The organism is Pseudomonas sp. Marseille-QA0332 (genome assembly GCF_054950175.1).
The window spans coordinates 2743758-2757876 of record NZ_CM143106.1 but is presented as its reverse complement, the minus strand read 5'-3'; the positions used below and the strand labels follow the sequence as shown (position 1 = coordinate 2757876).

Annotated in this window: 12 protein-coding genes and 1 pseudogene; 8 read left to right on the top strand and 5 right to left on the bottom strand. The window is 58.9% G+C overall.

The window, feature by feature from the left end:
• Window positions 1-162: 162 nt before the first annotated feature.
• From ACY8GK_RS12800 to ACY8GK_RS12790, 3 genes are all read left to right on the top strand, one after another.
• Complete coding sequence (locus tag ACY8GK_RS12800) at window positions 163-480, top strand: hypothetical protein (RefSeq protein WP_462401390.1); 318 nt, start codon at window positions 163-165, stop codon at window positions 478-480.
• Window positions 480-2339: a hypothetical protein gene (locus tag ACY8GK_RS12795; protein WP_462401389.1), complete on the top strand. Its 1860-nt coding sequence runs from the start codon at window positions 480-482 to the stop codon at window positions 2337-2339. The genes ACY8GK_RS12800 and ACY8GK_RS12795 overlap by 1 nt, the downstream gene beginning before the upstream one ends.
• A gap of 899 nt (window positions 2340-3238) precedes the next feature.
• Window positions 3239-3751, top strand: coding sequence for a hypothetical protein (locus tag ACY8GK_RS12790; RefSeq protein WP_462401388.1), 513 nt, complete (start codon window positions 3239-3241; stop codon window positions 3749-3751).
• A gap of 250 nt (window positions 3752-4001) precedes the next feature.
• Here the strand turns inward: ACY8GK_RS12790 and ACY8GK_RS12785 are convergent, their stop codons facing one another.
• On the bottom strand, window positions 4002-5135 hold the full coding sequence (locus ACY8GK_RS12785; RefSeq protein WP_462401387.1) for a hypothetical protein: 1134 nt from the start codon (window positions 5133-5135) through the stop codon (window positions 4002-4004).
• Window positions 5136-5702: 567 nt separating this feature from the next.
• Entirely contained in the window at window positions 5703-6197 is a 495-nt protein-coding gene (locus ACY8GK_RS12780; protein WP_462401386.1) for an N-acetyltransferase family protein, read from the bottom strand.
• A 116-nt stretch (window positions 6198-6313) separates the two neighbouring features.
• On the opposite strand from ACY8GK_RS12780, the pseudogene ACY8GK_RS12775 reads away from it, so the two are divergent.
• Window positions 6314-6952 (top strand): annotated as a pseudogene (locus ACY8GK_RS12775) (IlvD/Edd family dehydratase); the annotation flags it as partial.
• A gap of 83 nt (window positions 6953-7035) precedes the next feature.
• Here ACY8GK_RS12775 and chrA read toward each other — a convergent pair.
• Entirely contained in the window at window positions 7036-8241 is a 1206-nt protein-coding gene (gene chrA / locus ACY8GK_RS12770; RefSeq protein ID WP_462401385.1) for a chromate efflux transporter, read from the bottom strand.
• Between the two features lie 260 nt (window positions 8242-8501).
• On the opposite strand from chrA, the gene ACY8GK_RS12765 reads away from it, so the two are divergent.
• Window positions 8502-10361 (top strand): DUF3857 domain-containing transglutaminase family protein, encoded by a 1860-nt coding sequence (locus tag ACY8GK_RS12765; protein WP_462401384.1) that lies wholly within the window; start codon window positions 8502-8504, stop codon window positions 10359-10361.
• A 187-nt stretch (window positions 10362-10548) separates the two neighbouring features.
• Here ACY8GK_RS12765 and ACY8GK_RS12760 read toward each other — a convergent pair whose 3' ends face one another.
• Together ACY8GK_RS12760 and ACY8GK_RS12755 are read right to left on the bottom strand one after the other, a co-directional pair.
• Window positions 10549-10704 carry a DUF3077 domain-containing protein gene (locus ACY8GK_RS12760; protein ID WP_230375677.1) on the bottom strand — a complete coding sequence of 52 codons (156 nt, stop codon included), beginning with the start codon at window positions 10702-10704 and terminating at the stop codon, window positions 10549-10551.
• A 225-nt stretch (window positions 10705-10929) separates the two neighbouring features.
• Window positions 10930-12741 carry a putative bifunctional diguanylate cyclase/phosphodiesterase gene (locus ACY8GK_RS12755; RefSeq protein ID WP_196176827.1) on the bottom strand — a complete coding sequence of 604 codons (1812 nt, stop codon included), beginning with the start codon at window positions 12739-12741 and terminating at the stop codon, window positions 10930-10932.
• A 158-nt stretch (window positions 12742-12899) separates the two neighbouring features.
• On the opposite strand from ACY8GK_RS12755, the gene ACY8GK_RS12750 reads away from it, so the two are divergent.
• From ACY8GK_RS12750 to ACY8GK_RS12740, 3 genes are all read left to right on the top strand, one after another.
• A complete protein-coding gene (locus ACY8GK_RS12750) occupies window positions 12900-13133 on the top strand; it encodes a hypothetical protein (protein WP_196176829.1) in 234 nt (77 codons plus the stop codon).
• Between the two features lie 146 nt (window positions 13134-13279).
• A complete protein-coding gene (locus ACY8GK_RS12745; RefSeq protein ID WP_196176831.1) occupies window positions 13280-13744 on the top strand; it encodes a hemerythrin domain-containing protein in 465 nt (154 codons plus the stop codon).
• 68 nt (window positions 13745-13812) lie between these two features.
• The gene (locus ACY8GK_RS12740; protein ID WP_196176834.1) at window positions 13813-14082 is read left to right on the top strand and encodes a hypothetical protein; all 270 of its coding nucleotides are present in this window, start codon (window positions 13813-13815) and stop codon (window positions 14080-14082) included.
• Window positions 14083-14119: the final 37 nt, after the last annotated feature.

Here is a 14119-nt window from a genome sequence, read left to right as displayed (position 1 = left end):
CGAGTGTGCCCGCTATGTAGAGCGCCGTTTAGGCGCGTTACATAGCGGGCACATAGGCGCCAAAAATCGAGACGGTAGTAACTACATCGAGTTGAGTGGAGACGCAGGAAGGGGAGCGATAGGCTGGAGGTCGTTCTACCTTTTTACCGGAGAGATGTGAGCATGAAACTGAGGATTTTTCTGGATTCAATGCACCTGCGGATGCCTTTTGCCACAAAGTGGGTTGGTAGGGCTGGCATCGTCCTCGGGCCAGTTCTTGGCCTGCTGCACTTGTTCGCTGCGGCAGTTATGCGGCCATACGGTCAGCACGTGGTGGAACAGTATGATGCCGTTCAACGCACGGGCAATTTGTTAGCTGCACCTGCGGCCCAGTATTTCATCCTGCTCGGTTTTGCACTGTGTCTGATCTGGTTTGGTTTGTGGGCCGCCAGGATTGGTTTGGCCCTTCGGAGCTGGATAATTCGGCGGCGGGCTGTTTGATGAGTGTCGCGTCGGCTGAGGATTTTGCAGGGTTCAACTGGGTATTCGGTCTATGGGAGAACGTCGCTTTGACGATCATGACCGCTACCGAACCGCTGTTCGTTGCGCTCAATGAGACGAGCACTGAACTGATCGTAGTGGTGGGGATCGGCTGGCTACTGCTGGTTGTGCTGCGGTTGGGTGAAGGTGCAGGGCGTACGTTTTTTGCCGGTGTCCTAATTTTCCTGCTATTGGCGTATGGAATGAGACCGGCGACTGTGACGCTTCCAAGTGGCGCGTCAGTACGAATGATCGAGGTCCAAGCGGTTCCGCTTAAAGTTGTCATGGCGATACACGTGATGTACCGGCAGGCATTTGACCAGGTTTTGAGCGACCAAACTGTGGCCGGCACCATCGTCCCAGCGCAGGCGGCAATCGACAATATGGTTGGGCGCTCAGCGGATGTGTTTGCGGGTAGCGATCTCGACCGGCTGATCAGGGATTACAACGCCAGTTGTGCCCCAGCACCGGCTGAGCTAGCAGGGCCTGAGCATGCAGCCAAGGTGGAGGCGTTGCATGCCATTGGCCTGTTGGGCGGCGGCGGACTTGGGATTCCTGATAAGGAAGTTGGTCTCATTGCGCAGGCGCGTACCGGTCTCGGAGGTGCATGGACATATGTTTTTGGCTCCGCTGAAGAAAATGGCGGTTGGGGGGCCTACTTGCTGGGAGGAGGGGCTGCTCGTACAGGTTTGGAGCGTGTGCTCGATCAGAGAGCTATCCAGTCACGCCGAGAAGCGGGTATACGGGCTTTAGAAACGGCAGGCCCATTCATGGGGAGCAGCTATGCGTTGCCAACTCAGTCACATTGGGCTGCAAGGCTTGCAGGTCAAGATGATGCGACGCCGTCCTATTTGCCAATCAGCAAAATGCCTAATCAGAAATCGACAATCGTCGGGGATGATCAGGGAATCATGTTTCGGCCATCCAGCTGTGTAGAGGCGTACCAGATCGCGCAGATGGGGGCAGAGCAGGCCTACCAAGCGCTGCGCGACTCAGGTCAGGTCATTGCGGGAGGGCAGCGAGTCAGCGCGGAGGTTGGAGCGGTCAGTACCGCCGTGGCATGGCAACGATTCATGGCTCGTTCTCTAGAGAGAACGACGGGGATGTCGGCTGGTGACACCGAGGTCGCCGGTGGAATCTTGGCCGCTGCGCAGATGTTCAAAAATTTCAGTAGCTGGCTGGACCTGCAAACGCTGTTGCCGGGATATGTCATCATGTCGGCTTGGTTGTTCTGGATTGTCTTGATCCTTGCCCCGCTTTTCCTGCTGCTCGCGCCACTGCGGGGTGCTACGATACTCGTTAATTGGCTATCTCTACTCCTTCTGCCGGTCATCGCGGTTATGACCGCCCAGATGATCACCGTTGCGATCTCACAAACTATGGCTGCTGTAGCCGTAGCGCAGGCGGGAGCCGCGAGTGGATGGACTGGAGTAGGGGCTGATTACGATGGTCTTCGTGGATTGATGTCAGCCGTAGCTGCCGTATCGCTTGGCCTTTCCACGTGGATTACTTCGAGTATGCTAGGCGTTTCGTTGGGAGGCCTGGCGGGCAGCCTGTCAGGCGCCGTGGCTACAGCTAGTGATGCGGGCCGCTTCGCTATGAAAGCAGTTGGCGTTGCCATGTTGGGTTCTAAATTGGCGGGGATAAGTGCTGCGGCTTCATCACGAGGCGGGGGTGGTTCGAGCCCACAGACCGGCGCTGGAGCGTCTCCAACGGCCCCACGGTCTGCCAATCCGGTGGGACCTAGCTCGATTCCACCACCTCGGCCAAGTAGTCAAGGTGCGGGGTGGTCGCTAAACCCCCCGAAACCTAACAAGTAGAGTTTGGGCAGGAGGGGCGGCGTTGACCACCCTGGTGCAGATGATGACGCCACGTTCAGTGGGGCGCGTCTGCATAAGCCCCCCATTTCGCAGGAGCTCTAGCGCTGCTGCATGTCCCCGGCAGAAATCTCAAGTTTCGTCCCGCCCCGGTACTAGGCCGCACCGCTTCGTCTTCGGCATGCCAGTGAGTCACACCTGGGCTGCCCGTCAATGATCCCCTCGAAACCTAGCGCTACCATCGACATGTATTCGTGCCAACTAATGGCGCCACTGCCGCACCAGTGACAGGCCGTTAGGATTCATCTTCATACCCTGTGGCACCCTGATATTTCCCTGGCGCACCTCGCGGCCTCTCAAGAAATCGTTACGGCATCCCCAAATCCCACTGGGGGAACTCAGCATTTTTTCTAAAGCGCAATGACACACCCTGAGATGGAGGTAACTTCGGCTTCAAATGAGGCTGGAGGTCGGTATGAAGCAGTTTTGGGTCACAGTTGTGTGTGCCGGCGCGGGTTTTTGGCTGGGGGCTCACCGTTTGGTTCCCCTATGGTTGATCGTCGTTCTCGCAGTACTAGGCGCGGGGTTGTGGGGAGTGGCCGAGTGGATTGAGCGTCGAGAAACGAATGGCGAGCGCAAACCATGATGCAAGCCGATCTGCAGGAGCTTCTGGTGCTCTCTGCGATGTTTCCCTCCTGGTCGTGGAGGCAGATGGCAGCGCGTCGGGTCATTGTGGCCACGGAGGGCTCCGTCATCCGCCTGTACTGGATGCCGGCGCTTTTATGTCTGGACGAATTACGCTGCCAACTGTTTGTGCAGCAACTCAATGCTGTAGGCGTATGCCGTAGCTTTGGCGAGAGGTAAATGGAATAATGGCACATTGTCATCAAGGAGCGTGCTGGGTGAAGCAATGGAAATTGGCGTTACTGGCTATGGTATCTGTGTCTGTAGCTGGATGTTGGCAGGGCGATTATGCGTTCGAGGGAAAGTATTTCGCCGCAGAGGGTGAGGACTGCACGACGCCGTCCAACGCCACGGATCGGGAGCAATACTTTTTGGAGATAACCAAGCAGGTACACAACGGCACTGCACTTTATTCGGCTAAATTTCCAATCGCGGCGCGGGCAGGAGCCCCGATTGTCGCCGCTCAAAGCGTCTCTGCAACAGACGATGATGAGCTTACCTTCAACTTCACCAAGCCAGAGGTGTCGGGAACGTTTTCAGGTAGCCCGGCAGTCGATATTGTCATCACCGTCATTCCTAACAAGAGTAAGGATGGTCATCTTTGGCTCAAAAAGGCAGAGCTCACAAGCGTGAGGAATGGAAAGGTCAGCGAAGCTGATCTTCTTGCGAACCTGAGAAGAGCCGCAACTATTGGCGAGACAGGTGCCTGTTTGAGGAAAAAAAGAGACTGACCAGGGGCACGGAGGGCCGTGTTTCTTTCAAAGGTGAGTACTCGGTGGGTGCTCACCCAAGTAATTATGCATTTACCGGCTGCAGTACCGACAGTTAACCCGCTGGCGCCGGTCAGTAATGGAAGAAACAGGGACCAAGCCGCCAGTTGAATTGGCGGCATTTGGCCAGAAGTAGGAATTTTCACTAGGACTAAGCTGGTCTTCCTAAGGCTCGTGGGAACGATGAAATCAGCAGCGGATCAGTAGTCAACTAGTCGTTAATTTGATCCGCCGTTTGATAGCCGGGGCTGAGCGTTGAAAAATATTCTGATAGATATAAATTTTGGTTTATGAAACTCTCCTTGGCGAGACGCTCACTTTCCAAGACTTTGAGCATTTCGTCGTACTGGTCAGCACTTGCTGACTGTTTAATAATTTCTAGCGCTACGCTATCGTTTGATATCTCCATTATTGTTGATCTGCAGGATACTAGAGAGTTATATGGAGGGCCGTTCTTGAATGCTTGTTTCAATTCTTTGTGGAATTTATATGGCTTGTTGAGGAAGTGGTAACACGTCGCAATTTGGAGTTCGATGCCGGGATTGGAGTAGCCTCGTTTTTTAGCTTGACGAAACGCCTTGATGCTTTTCTCGTACTCTCCCCTATTTTTATATTCCGCCGCTATCGAGTAGAAATCGTCGGACGATATGCATTTCTCGTTTCTCAAACCATCCGAGAGCTTATTAAAAAGCAGGTAGAGAGGGTAATAAGCGTAGACCAGATAGGCGCAATTAGAGATCACAGGCTTAAAGGGGCTGGGCTCCGGTTCAAGCGAGTATTTGTTTAGCTGGCTGCGAATGTCCTCAATCAGTGTTAACTCTTTTGTTGAGGCGAATTCGCTTAAGTTGAAGATTTTATCTATTTGCTCAATGGCGGATGCGCTTAGCTTTCTAAGCTTATCATCTATTGGGAAAAGCATCGCTGATATTTTAGGGTCGTTTTGGCAATCTTTTTCGAAGCATTTGTTCTGCGCCCCGAGATACATTTCTTTTCGTCGAAGCTTGCCGCTACTGATAGAAGTCTGGAAAGAGCCTGCGGAATTATAAACATTTTCCTGCATGACGGTGCAAAAAATGAAAAATAGGTCTTGCTTCAGCTTCTTTAGATCTCTCACTATCAGTAGTCGAAGTTTTCGCTTTCGTAGCCGTTGAGGTATGATATTAAAAGCCAAATAAAAAATTAATGCTGAAGATAGCGATAAGGTTAGTTGGTACCAAAACCCATTATCTTTTACCCAGGCTTGCATCGCATTCAAGCTTGTTGCTGATATGCCTATTATGTACGCCAGGAATGAAGCCCAGTTATCCTGTAATAGGCTCATGCATCTAACTGCAAACGCTTCCATCTTTCAATCTCATTAGTGGCTGAGCTTAAGCTCTACAGCGTTAATCAAGATGACCAACGGCCCCAGATTGCCCAGCTGACGGTATCAGAAAAGAGGAGATTACCTTAAATGGCCCAACGCAACCTGCTGCTGCTTTTTGGAGCTTGAACAGATGGCTCAATACGGCGCCGGAGATTTTGTTGATCTCAGTGTCCCGGTTCGATTCCGGTCTTTCCGGCCTCCGGGCACGCCCATGCTTTGGATTTGACGACCGCTTGGAGCGGCAGAATCGAGTACCCTAATGAGTGCCTTTCTCGAATCTGTACTTGTTGTGTTGCCCTATTTTATTGGCTCAGCTCCTTCAGGTTTGACTCCTGTCTCCGCACCAGTTCAGGTTCCAGCGAAGGCTACCAAAATCTCTGGAACCCCCGTAAAACCCGCCTTCTGGCGGGTTTTTTTGTTATGGCGTTCCGTCGGAGCCCGGCAGCTGCCAGCCGATTTAGGGGTAACGTTTGGGATAAGTCGAGTAAGCGTCTAGTCATTACCCCATTGGCAATGTCGGCCCTGATTCCAGTCTCCAAAGGACGATCAGAGCGCAAGCCGCATTTTGATGGGCTGTTCAATCTTGCCACACGGAAGCGTGCATGGTGGGAGGTCTTCAAGGCGGGCAAAACCAAGCTTTTCGTAAAGCGATCTGGCAGGCTTGTTTGATTCAAAGACACTGAGGTCCACCGAGGTGAAGCCGGCACCTCGGCAATGCTTGATCACAACTGAAAGCAGAGCAGAACCATGGCCATTGCGACGATGTTCTCGCTTCACTTGCATCCCTAGAATCCCGATGCTATCGCTACCACCAGGTCGGCAGAAGCTTTCTGGGTAGGCTTCTGCCGAGCCTACTATTTGCCCCTCATGCTCGGTTACGTATACAGGCCAAGATCTTTTTACAACCTCGATTAACGCTCGCTCTATTGCTTCTAGAGGAGGCGGGGTTGAGCGAGCTGAGTAACGACCTTCGGCATTCACTTCACAAAAAAGCGCATAGAATCCGTTAAGGTCATTGAGGGTGATTTGCCTAACTTCCATGTTTACCTCATCAATAGTGCTTAGAGCACTCAACTAGCTGATGGTCGCATCCATACGCCAAGTGTGGGGTAACAGTTTAGCAATTTCGTTGGTCTTCTGCGCCGGCAACCGCGTCAGTACTGCTCAGCGGCAATTTCTTCGACAGTGCGATCATGAAGATGTCGGTGGTTGGCGAGGCCTTCCGCAAGACCTATCTGGCCGAGCCGGGCAAGGAGAACAGTTTCGACGCTCGGGCGATCGTGTTCGAAGGTCCGGAGGATTATCACGCCCGCATCGACGACCCTTCGCTGGATATCGACGAGCGTTGCATCTTGGTGATCCGTGGCGCTGGCACCGTGGGTTATCCAGGCAGTGCCGAAGTGGTCAACATGGCGCCGCCAGCTGCACTGATCAAGCGTGGCGTCGACTCGCTGCCTTGTCTGGGCGACGGTCGGCAAAGTGGTACCTCGGCCAGCCCATCGATTCTCAACATGTCGCCAGAGGCAGCGGTAGGCGGCGGCCTGGCCTTGTTGCAAACCAACGATGTGCTGCGCATCGACCTCAACCAGAGGCGCGTCGACTTGCTTGTGGATGAAGCCGAAATGGCGCGCCGCCGCGCAGCCTGGAAGCCGTCCATCCCAGCCTCGCAGACGCCTTGGCAAGAGCTGCACCGGCAACTGGTGGGCCAGCTCTCCACCGGCGGTTGCCTGGAGCCGGCGACCTTGCATATGCGTGTGATTGCAAGGGAGGGTGGGATGCCACGGCATTCGCACTGACAGGCAGCACCAGCGTGCCTGGCCGCAAGGCCTCGCACGCCGATACCCTCTACCACGTGCGTCTCGGCGCGGCGCCGACCGCCTTACCCAGCGCTGCCTAGCAACCCGCCCACGCCAGCACCTGCGAGCACCACCAGCCAAGGCGGGCACTTCCAGAACATCAAGGCCACCAGTGCTACCAGCGCCAGGCCGAAGTCCCGTGGCGAGAGGATCGCGCTGGTCCAGACCGGATCATGCAAGGCGGCGAGAAGCAGGCCGACCACGGCCGCGTTGATGCCGAGCATGGCCGCGCGCATGTGGACGTTTTTCCGCAGCTGGGTCCAGAACGGCAAGACCCCCAAGACCAGCAGGAAGGAGGGCGCGAAGATGGCCAGCAAGCAGACCAGGCCGCCTAGCCAGCCGGCGGGCGCCTGATTCATCGAGGCACCGACGAACGAGGCGAAGGTGAACAGAGGGCCTGGCACGGCCTGGGCGGCACCGTAGCCTGCCAGGAAGGTATCGTTGTCGACCCAGCCCGCAAGCACGACTTGCGCCTGTAGCAGCGGTAACACCACATGCCCACCACCGAACACCAGGGAACCGGCACGGTAGAAAGTATCGATCAGTGACAGCGTCTGGCTCGGCAGCCACACCGCCAGCAGCGGCAAGCCCAGCAGCAGGACCAGGAAAAGCGTCAGCCAGGCCAGGCCTGCACGACGTCCGACAGGGATCGGCAGGTGCTCGTGGGCCGCCACTGGCCCAGGCCTGAACGCCAAGAGACCGATGGCTGCGGCCAGGCCGATCACGCCTGCCTGAGCCCATGCCGACGGGAACAGGATGACCATGCATGCGGCGGCTGCCATCAAGGTGATGCGCGGTACATCGGGGCACAGGTTGCGAGCCATGCCCCAGACCGCTTGCGAGACGACTGCCACGGCTACCACCTTCAAGCCGTGCAATACGCCACGAGGCACTGCGGCCTCGTATGCGCCGGTGCTTAGGGCGAAGAATACCAGGGCGATCGCCGAAGGCAGGGTGAACCCTATCCACGCGGCCAGCATGCCGGCATGACCACAGCGAAACAGGCCAAGCGCCATGCCGACCTGACTGCTGGCCGGTCCTGGGAGAAACTGGCACAGGGCGACGAGGTCGGCATAGTCGAGCTCGCTCAGCCAGCGCCGGCGCACCACGAATTCTTCGCGAAAGTACCCCAGATGGGCGACCGGGCCACCAAAGGCGGTCAACCCGAGACGCAGAAAGACCAGAAAGACCGGCCAAGGATGGCGATCATCGCGCAGCGTATGAGTCACGAAGTTTTCCTGATCATGAGGCCGGCCCGGGTCGGTCGATCCGCAATCGTCTCCAGCCGCCACCTGCCGCGCCTTGTTCTGCCAGTGGCGAAACGCCGACAGCCTGGTAGGGCTTGAGCCGCGCGCAACGATAGCACGTCGCATTGGGCATCGGACACAAGCTGAACCGGCGAGGCCTGTCATTTTGCCCTACAGGCGATGGTCGCAAGTGCGTATCATTACCGGCTGCAGTCTTGTTTGTCTTGTAGAAAAGGATCTTCATGTTCAAGTCGTTTTATCGCGCTGCGCTTCGTGTCGCTGGCGTATCGATGATGGTGCTGGCCTGGTCTGCGCTCGCGCAGGCCCGGGCCGATGGTACCGACCGCTCGGTCACCCTGGAAAAGGCCATCCAGCGCTTCGTCGTGCAGCCCGACGGCAGTTTCCGTCAGGACGTCGAAACCGTTTCGCGAATCGACGAAGAGCGCGGCATCCAGGCCGTCGCCCAGCGCCCGCTGAGCTACAACCGTTCGCTCGAGACGCTGGAGGTGATCGAGGCGTTCACCCAGAAGCCCGATGGCCGCAAGATCAAGGTCGACGCCGCGCACATCAAGGAACAGCAGGAGCCTGCCTCCTCGCGAGCACCGATGTTCCAGGACTCGGTGAACAAGGTGGTCATCTTCCCCGAGGTCGCGGTGGGCGACCGGTTGGTGCTGCACTACCAGCGCAAGCGCTTCGCCGCGCTGTTTCCCGACAATTTCGAAGACCTGACCGTACCGGGCTTCCACCCGATCGAGCATTTCGCCCTGACCTACGACATGCCCGTCGGCATGTCGCTGCATGCCCAGGCGCAAGGTTTCAAGGCGAGCCAGGAACGGGGCGCGGACGGGCGTGTCCGCTATCGCTGGGACTACGTCCCGGCGCCCAGGCCGCGTATCGAGACCAGCGCGGTGTCCTACATGGACTATGGCCAGTACCTGGCGGTCTCGACCTTCGCTGATTTCGGGCAGTTCGCCCAGGCCTACCAGGCCCGGGCCGAAGCGCAGGTGAGCCCAGCCATCGGCGCGCTGGCGCGACAGCTGACCGAGCACGCTGCCAGCCCACGGGAAAAGGCCCTCGCGCTCAGCGACTGGGTGCGCAAGAACGTTCGCTATGTGGCGGTCTATGTCGGTGCCGGCGGGGTAGTGCCGCATTCGCCGCAGACGGTGCTGGACAACCGCTACGGTGACTGCAAGGACCATGTGGCCTTGCTCGGCGCGCTGTTGCAGGCAGCAGGCATCGAAAGCACGCCGGCGCTGATGAACCTGGGCAATGCCTACGCCTTCCCCAAGGTGCCGACCCTGGGTGTGCTGAACCATGTGATCACCTACGTGCCGAGCCTGGACCTGTACCTGGATTCCACCGACCCTTCGATCGCGTCGGGCTACCTGCCGCCGGCCGCTCTGGACAAGCAGGTACTGCTGACCGTCACCGGCACGTTCGGACACACGCCCGTCAATCAGCCTGGCAAGGCAGTCGGCGAACTGGTGTTCAAGGTCGCAGACAACGGCGCGGCGGATTTGCGCAACGTCTCGACGGTGGAAGGCTGGGCCAGCGCGTTCAACGAGCATGCCGTCAAGTCGATGAAGACACCCGATCGCCAGGTACTGGTGCAAAAGGTGCTCGCCGCCTACGGGCAGCGTGGCGCTGGCAGGTTCAGGACGCGGATGCTCGACAGCGGTGCCTTCGAGACCGTGATCAAGGGGCACACGGAAAACCTCGTCAACCTGCCAGGCCCCGTCGGCGTGGTGGCGTTGAGCAGCCTGGCCGGTGGCATTGCGCAGAATGTCTACGGCTTTGCCGCGGAGAAGGAGCGGACCCAGGGCTTCGTCTGCATCTCGGGCGAGACCCACGAACGCTCGCGCTACGAGTTCCCCAGCGCCGTGAACGTGCTGGCCGTGCCCAAGGCGGTGAGCATCGAGCAGGACGACATCCGCTACAGTGCCAGCTACGCCAGAGACGGTAACGCGGTGGTGATCGAACGCCGCTTCCACTTCGACCACCCCAGCGCCGTCTGCACGCCGGAGCAGTTCAAAGTGATGAAGCCGGCGATCGAGGCGATGGTCAAGGATCTGCAGAGCCAGATCATCGTGCAGGCGAGCTGACAGATCCGGCGCCCCGACGCTAGCCGCTCCCAGTTTGTGGTCGTGCTTCCAGCACCATCGGTGGGTGTTGCACGGCCCGTGCGTAAGCGGCCGCCGTGCCGCGAGGGGTCGCCTTGCGGCCCCAGAACCAGGCGACGCCATCTTGAAAGCCATTCATCACTCCACCGGCAACCTTGGCCTGCCCCACCTACCTTGCGCTGTCACCCGTATCCAGCAGCCGCCCCATGGCCATGTCCTCCGTCAGTGCCTTGGCCATGCCGCTCAGGTAATAGGCAGCTGTCACCAGCGTATCTTTTCGCTCGAGGCTGGCTTCGCGGGTTAGCTTGTACACGCAGTCGATCATAGATTGGACTGTTCCAGCAGGTAGTCAGGACGATGGCCAGGTACCACTCGAAACAGGCGATGGAACACGCTGCTGTCTGCACCTTCGCCAAAGGTCCCGCTACCAGGTGAGTGATCCGATGGGGTTTGCGGTCGAAAAAAGGAAACTGAAGACATCCTCAGAAGATTCTTCAATTTTTACCATTAACCGCACAAGCAAGGCCGCCACGGAGGCCTTTCGACAGGCCTAGCCGTCGGTCGCGCAAGCCACCGGCGGCAATCCTTGCCCATGCGCCGCCCACCAGGCCGCAAACGCCTCCGCCGCCATGGGTCGCGCGAACAGGTAGCCCTGGCCCTCGTCGCACCCCCACTGGGCCAGCAAGGCCTGCTGCGTCTCGGTCTCGATCCCTTCGGCGATCACCTTGTAGCCGATCTTGCGAGCCAGGTTGATGATGGTGCTCACCAGCCGTTGGTCCTTTTCCTCGGTGGCGAGGTTGTGCACCAGGGTGCGATCGACCTTCACGTATTCGGCCGGCAGGTCGCGCAGGTACACCCAGTTGCTGTAGCCGGAACCGAAGTCGTCGATGGCGATTCGCACGCCCGCCTGGCGCAGCCTGTGCAACTGGTTGCAGACGATGTCGGGCGAGCGGATCAGCGAGCTTTCGGTCAGCTCGATGGACAGCAGGTGCTTGGCCAGCCGATGGGCCTCGAGCTGTTCGAGGATCAGGTTGGCCAGCTGGGGGCTTTCCAGGTCGGACACGCTCAGGTTGATGGCGACCGGGATAACGATGCCCTGGCGCTGCCAGGCGGCGGCCTGCTCGATCGCGGTCCGCACCACGATGCAGCTCAACCCCTCGATCAGGGCGGTCTTTTCCGCCAGCGGAACGAACTCGGCTGGCGAGATCATGCCCAGCAGCGGGTGGGTCCAGCGCAGCAGGGCTTCCACGCCCGTGCAGCGGCCGGTGACCAGCGAAACCTTGGGCTGGTAGTCGAGGCGGAACTGTTCGCCCGACTGGATCGCCACCGACAGGGCGCTGACCAGGTTCAGGGCACGCTGCTGGGCCGCATCGATTTCCGGCTGGTAGGACGTCCAGCCGAGGCGCTTGAGCCGGGCGTTGTCCGAGGCGCCGACCACCAGGCGCACGTGATCCTGGTCGGCCGGGGTGCGATGATCCAGCGGCAGCACACCGATGCCGATGTTCATGTGCAGGGGGATACCATCGTTGACCAATGGCCGGGCGAAATTGTCGAGGATCGAACGATACAGCGCCGGGCCGGTTTCAGCCTGCTCGAGCAGGAAGCCGAAGCGGGTAGGGCTGATCTTGTACAGGCTATGCCCGGGCGGCAGCAGCGACAGCAGCTGGTCCTTGATCCCCAGGATCAGTTGGTTGGCGAAGGTGTAGCCGAACGCCTTGACCACATCGTTGAGCGCCTTGGGAGCGATCACGTCGACGGCCACCAGGTCCGCGGGGCGTGCTTCCCTCACCAGTACCTTGATGTCCTGCTCGAGCTTGGTGCGGTTGTACAGCCCGGTAGGCTGGTCGACATAGGTGGCATTGCGCAGGTTGTCCAGGCGAATCATCACCAGTTCGGCCATCTGCTTGAGGAACGCGCCATGTTTCTCCGTCATCGCCGCACGTGGAGAAGTATCGGCGATGCAGAGGCTGCCCAACCCGAGCCCCTCGTCGGAAAGAATCGGATAACCCGCGTAGTAGCGCAGCCCAGGGGCGTTCAACACCAGGGGATTGCGGGCGAAGCGCGGGTCCAGCGTGGTGTCCGGCACTTCCAGCAGGCGTGGCTCGAGAATGGTGAATGCGCAGAAAGCCGTGCCGCGCGGGACGATCTCCAGGTCAACGCCGATCTGTGCGCGGAACAGCTGGCGATCGCTCTCGACGATGGTGATGAAGGCGATGGGCGCTTCGAGCATCGAGGCAGTCATCTGCACCAGCTTGGCCAGTACCGGGTCCTGCCTGCTGCGCTCTTCGACCTCCAGGTCCCTGAGCTTGTGCAGTCGGGCATCTTCGTTTTCCGGCTGCGGGCCGCATGTCTCGATGTACATCGTAGGTCCAGGGAATAAGGGCTCGAGTACCCATGATATCGGCTGGCCAGCTTTGCGCCTGAGGGCAGCTGATGAGCGGTACGCAGGCAGATCGAACCGAGTGATTCGGCTGTTCCTCAAATTATCACAAGCCTTCGCTCGCGCCAGAGGACAATCGCATGCCTGCGCCAGACAACCACGACATTCCGCCGGTCGATCCGCTGCCGACTTCCGGCAACCCGCTGAGCCCCGGGCGCACGGATGTTCATCCGTCGCGCGAGGCCGGGGTGGAGGAGCTGCCGGACGATCACGACCAGCGCCCGGTCGAGGGCGACGACACCCAGCTCGACCCGCGCCCGACAGACCAGGAAACCGACAACGCCGAGTTCGACGACCAGCCCAACCCGCGCTGAAACACGGTTGCGTGTGCTCTTGTGGCCCGCCTTGCGGGCCTTTTTTCATGGATGTGCCAGCCGTCGAAAGGTAGGGAACCCCGCTGCGCTTGCACCACTCCATCTCATGCGACCCCCGTGTTTGTCCTGGTACTGATGAGGTGCTCATGAACGCTATCGAACTGCTGGTCAACGACCACAAGACAGTCAAGAAACTGCTGGAAGAGCTGGAATCGACTACCGAGCGCGCGGTCAAGAAGCGCGCCGAGTTGCTGCACAAGCTCGAATACGAGCTGCAGCTGCATACGCAGATCGAAGAGCAGATCCTTTACCCGGCGTTCAAGGAAGCCGGCAAGAAGGAAGAAGCCAAGATGTACTACGAGGCCAAGGAAGAACACCGCGCTGTCGACTCGCTGGTGCTGCCGGACCTGCTCAACACCGAGACCGGCACCGTGGAGTTCTCCGGGCGTGTCAAGGTGATGAAAGAGCTGCTCGAACATCACATCGACGAGGAAGAGTCGGAGATGTTCCCCAAGGTCAGGGAGCTGTTCGACCAGCAGGCGCTCGAAGCGATGGGACAGCGCATGGAGGCGTTCAAGAAGCAGTACAAAGGCGCGCAGAACGCCGCCTGAGCGGTGGCGCACGGTCGACGCTGAACGGCGATACGTGCGCCGGTTGTCACTTGATGGAGCAAGGGATCATGTCCAAGTACCTTTACCTTGTCAGCTACACCCATGACAACCAGGCCGGCACCTGCGAGCTGCACAGCGACGACGAGCAGGTCAGCGTCGAGCAGGCTCGCAACTATGTGCTGGGGGTGAACCGCTGGGAACTGGCGTCGATTACCGCCGTGCAGGTACAGCGCCAGCAGCGGTATCACGAGCCCGACCTGGCGCCAGGCGCGCTGTCGGCGAGCCTGGGTGCCGGAGGCGGGCGGGAGCGGTCGTCGTGCTTGCCTGGTAGGGGATGATTGCCGAGCGTTCCGGGGCCCGTCCCATGGCCCCGGA

Bases quoted from the DNA above. Each gene is read 5' to 3' on its own strand.
- ACY8GK_RS12740 (WP_196176834.1), top strand. From the start codon at position 13,813: ATGTCCAAGTACCTTTACCTTGTCAGCTACACCCATGACAACCAGGCC.
- ACY8GK_RS12750 (WP_196176829.1), top strand. From the start codon at position 12,900: ATGCCTGCGCCAGACAACCACGACATTCCGCCGGTCGATCCGCTGCCG.
- ACY8GK_RS12765 (WP_462401384.1), top strand. From the start codon at position 8,502: ATGTTCAAGTCGTTTTATCGCGCTGCGCTTCGTGTCGCTGGCGTATCG.
- ACY8GK_RS12795 (WP_462401389.1), top strand. From the start codon at position 480: ATGAGTGTCGCGTCGGCTGAGGATTTTGCAGGGTTCAACTGGGTATTC.
- ACY8GK_RS12800 (WP_462401390.1), top strand. From the start codon at position 163: ATGAAACTGAGGATTTTTCTGGATTCAATGCACCTGCGGATGCCTTTT.
- ACY8GK_RS12780 (WP_462401386.1), bottom strand. From the start codon at position 6,197: ATGGAAGTTAGGCAAATCACCCTCAATGACCTTAACGGATTCTATGCG.
- ACY8GK_RS12745 (WP_196176831.1), top strand. From the start codon at position 13,280: ATGAACGCTATCGAACTGCTGGTCAACGACCACAAGACAGTCAAGAAA.
- ACY8GK_RS12785 (WP_462401387.1), bottom strand. From the start codon at position 5,135: ATGGAAGCGTTTGCAGTTAGATGCATGAGCCTATTACAGGATAACTGG.
- ACY8GK_RS12760 (WP_230375677.1), bottom strand. From the start codon at position 10,704: ATGATCGACTGCGTGTACAAGCTAACCCGCGAAGCCAGCCTCGAGCGA.
- ACY8GK_RS12755 (WP_196176827.1), bottom strand. From the start codon at position 12,741: ATGTACATCGAGACATGCGGCCCGCAGCCGGAAAACGAAGATGCCCGA.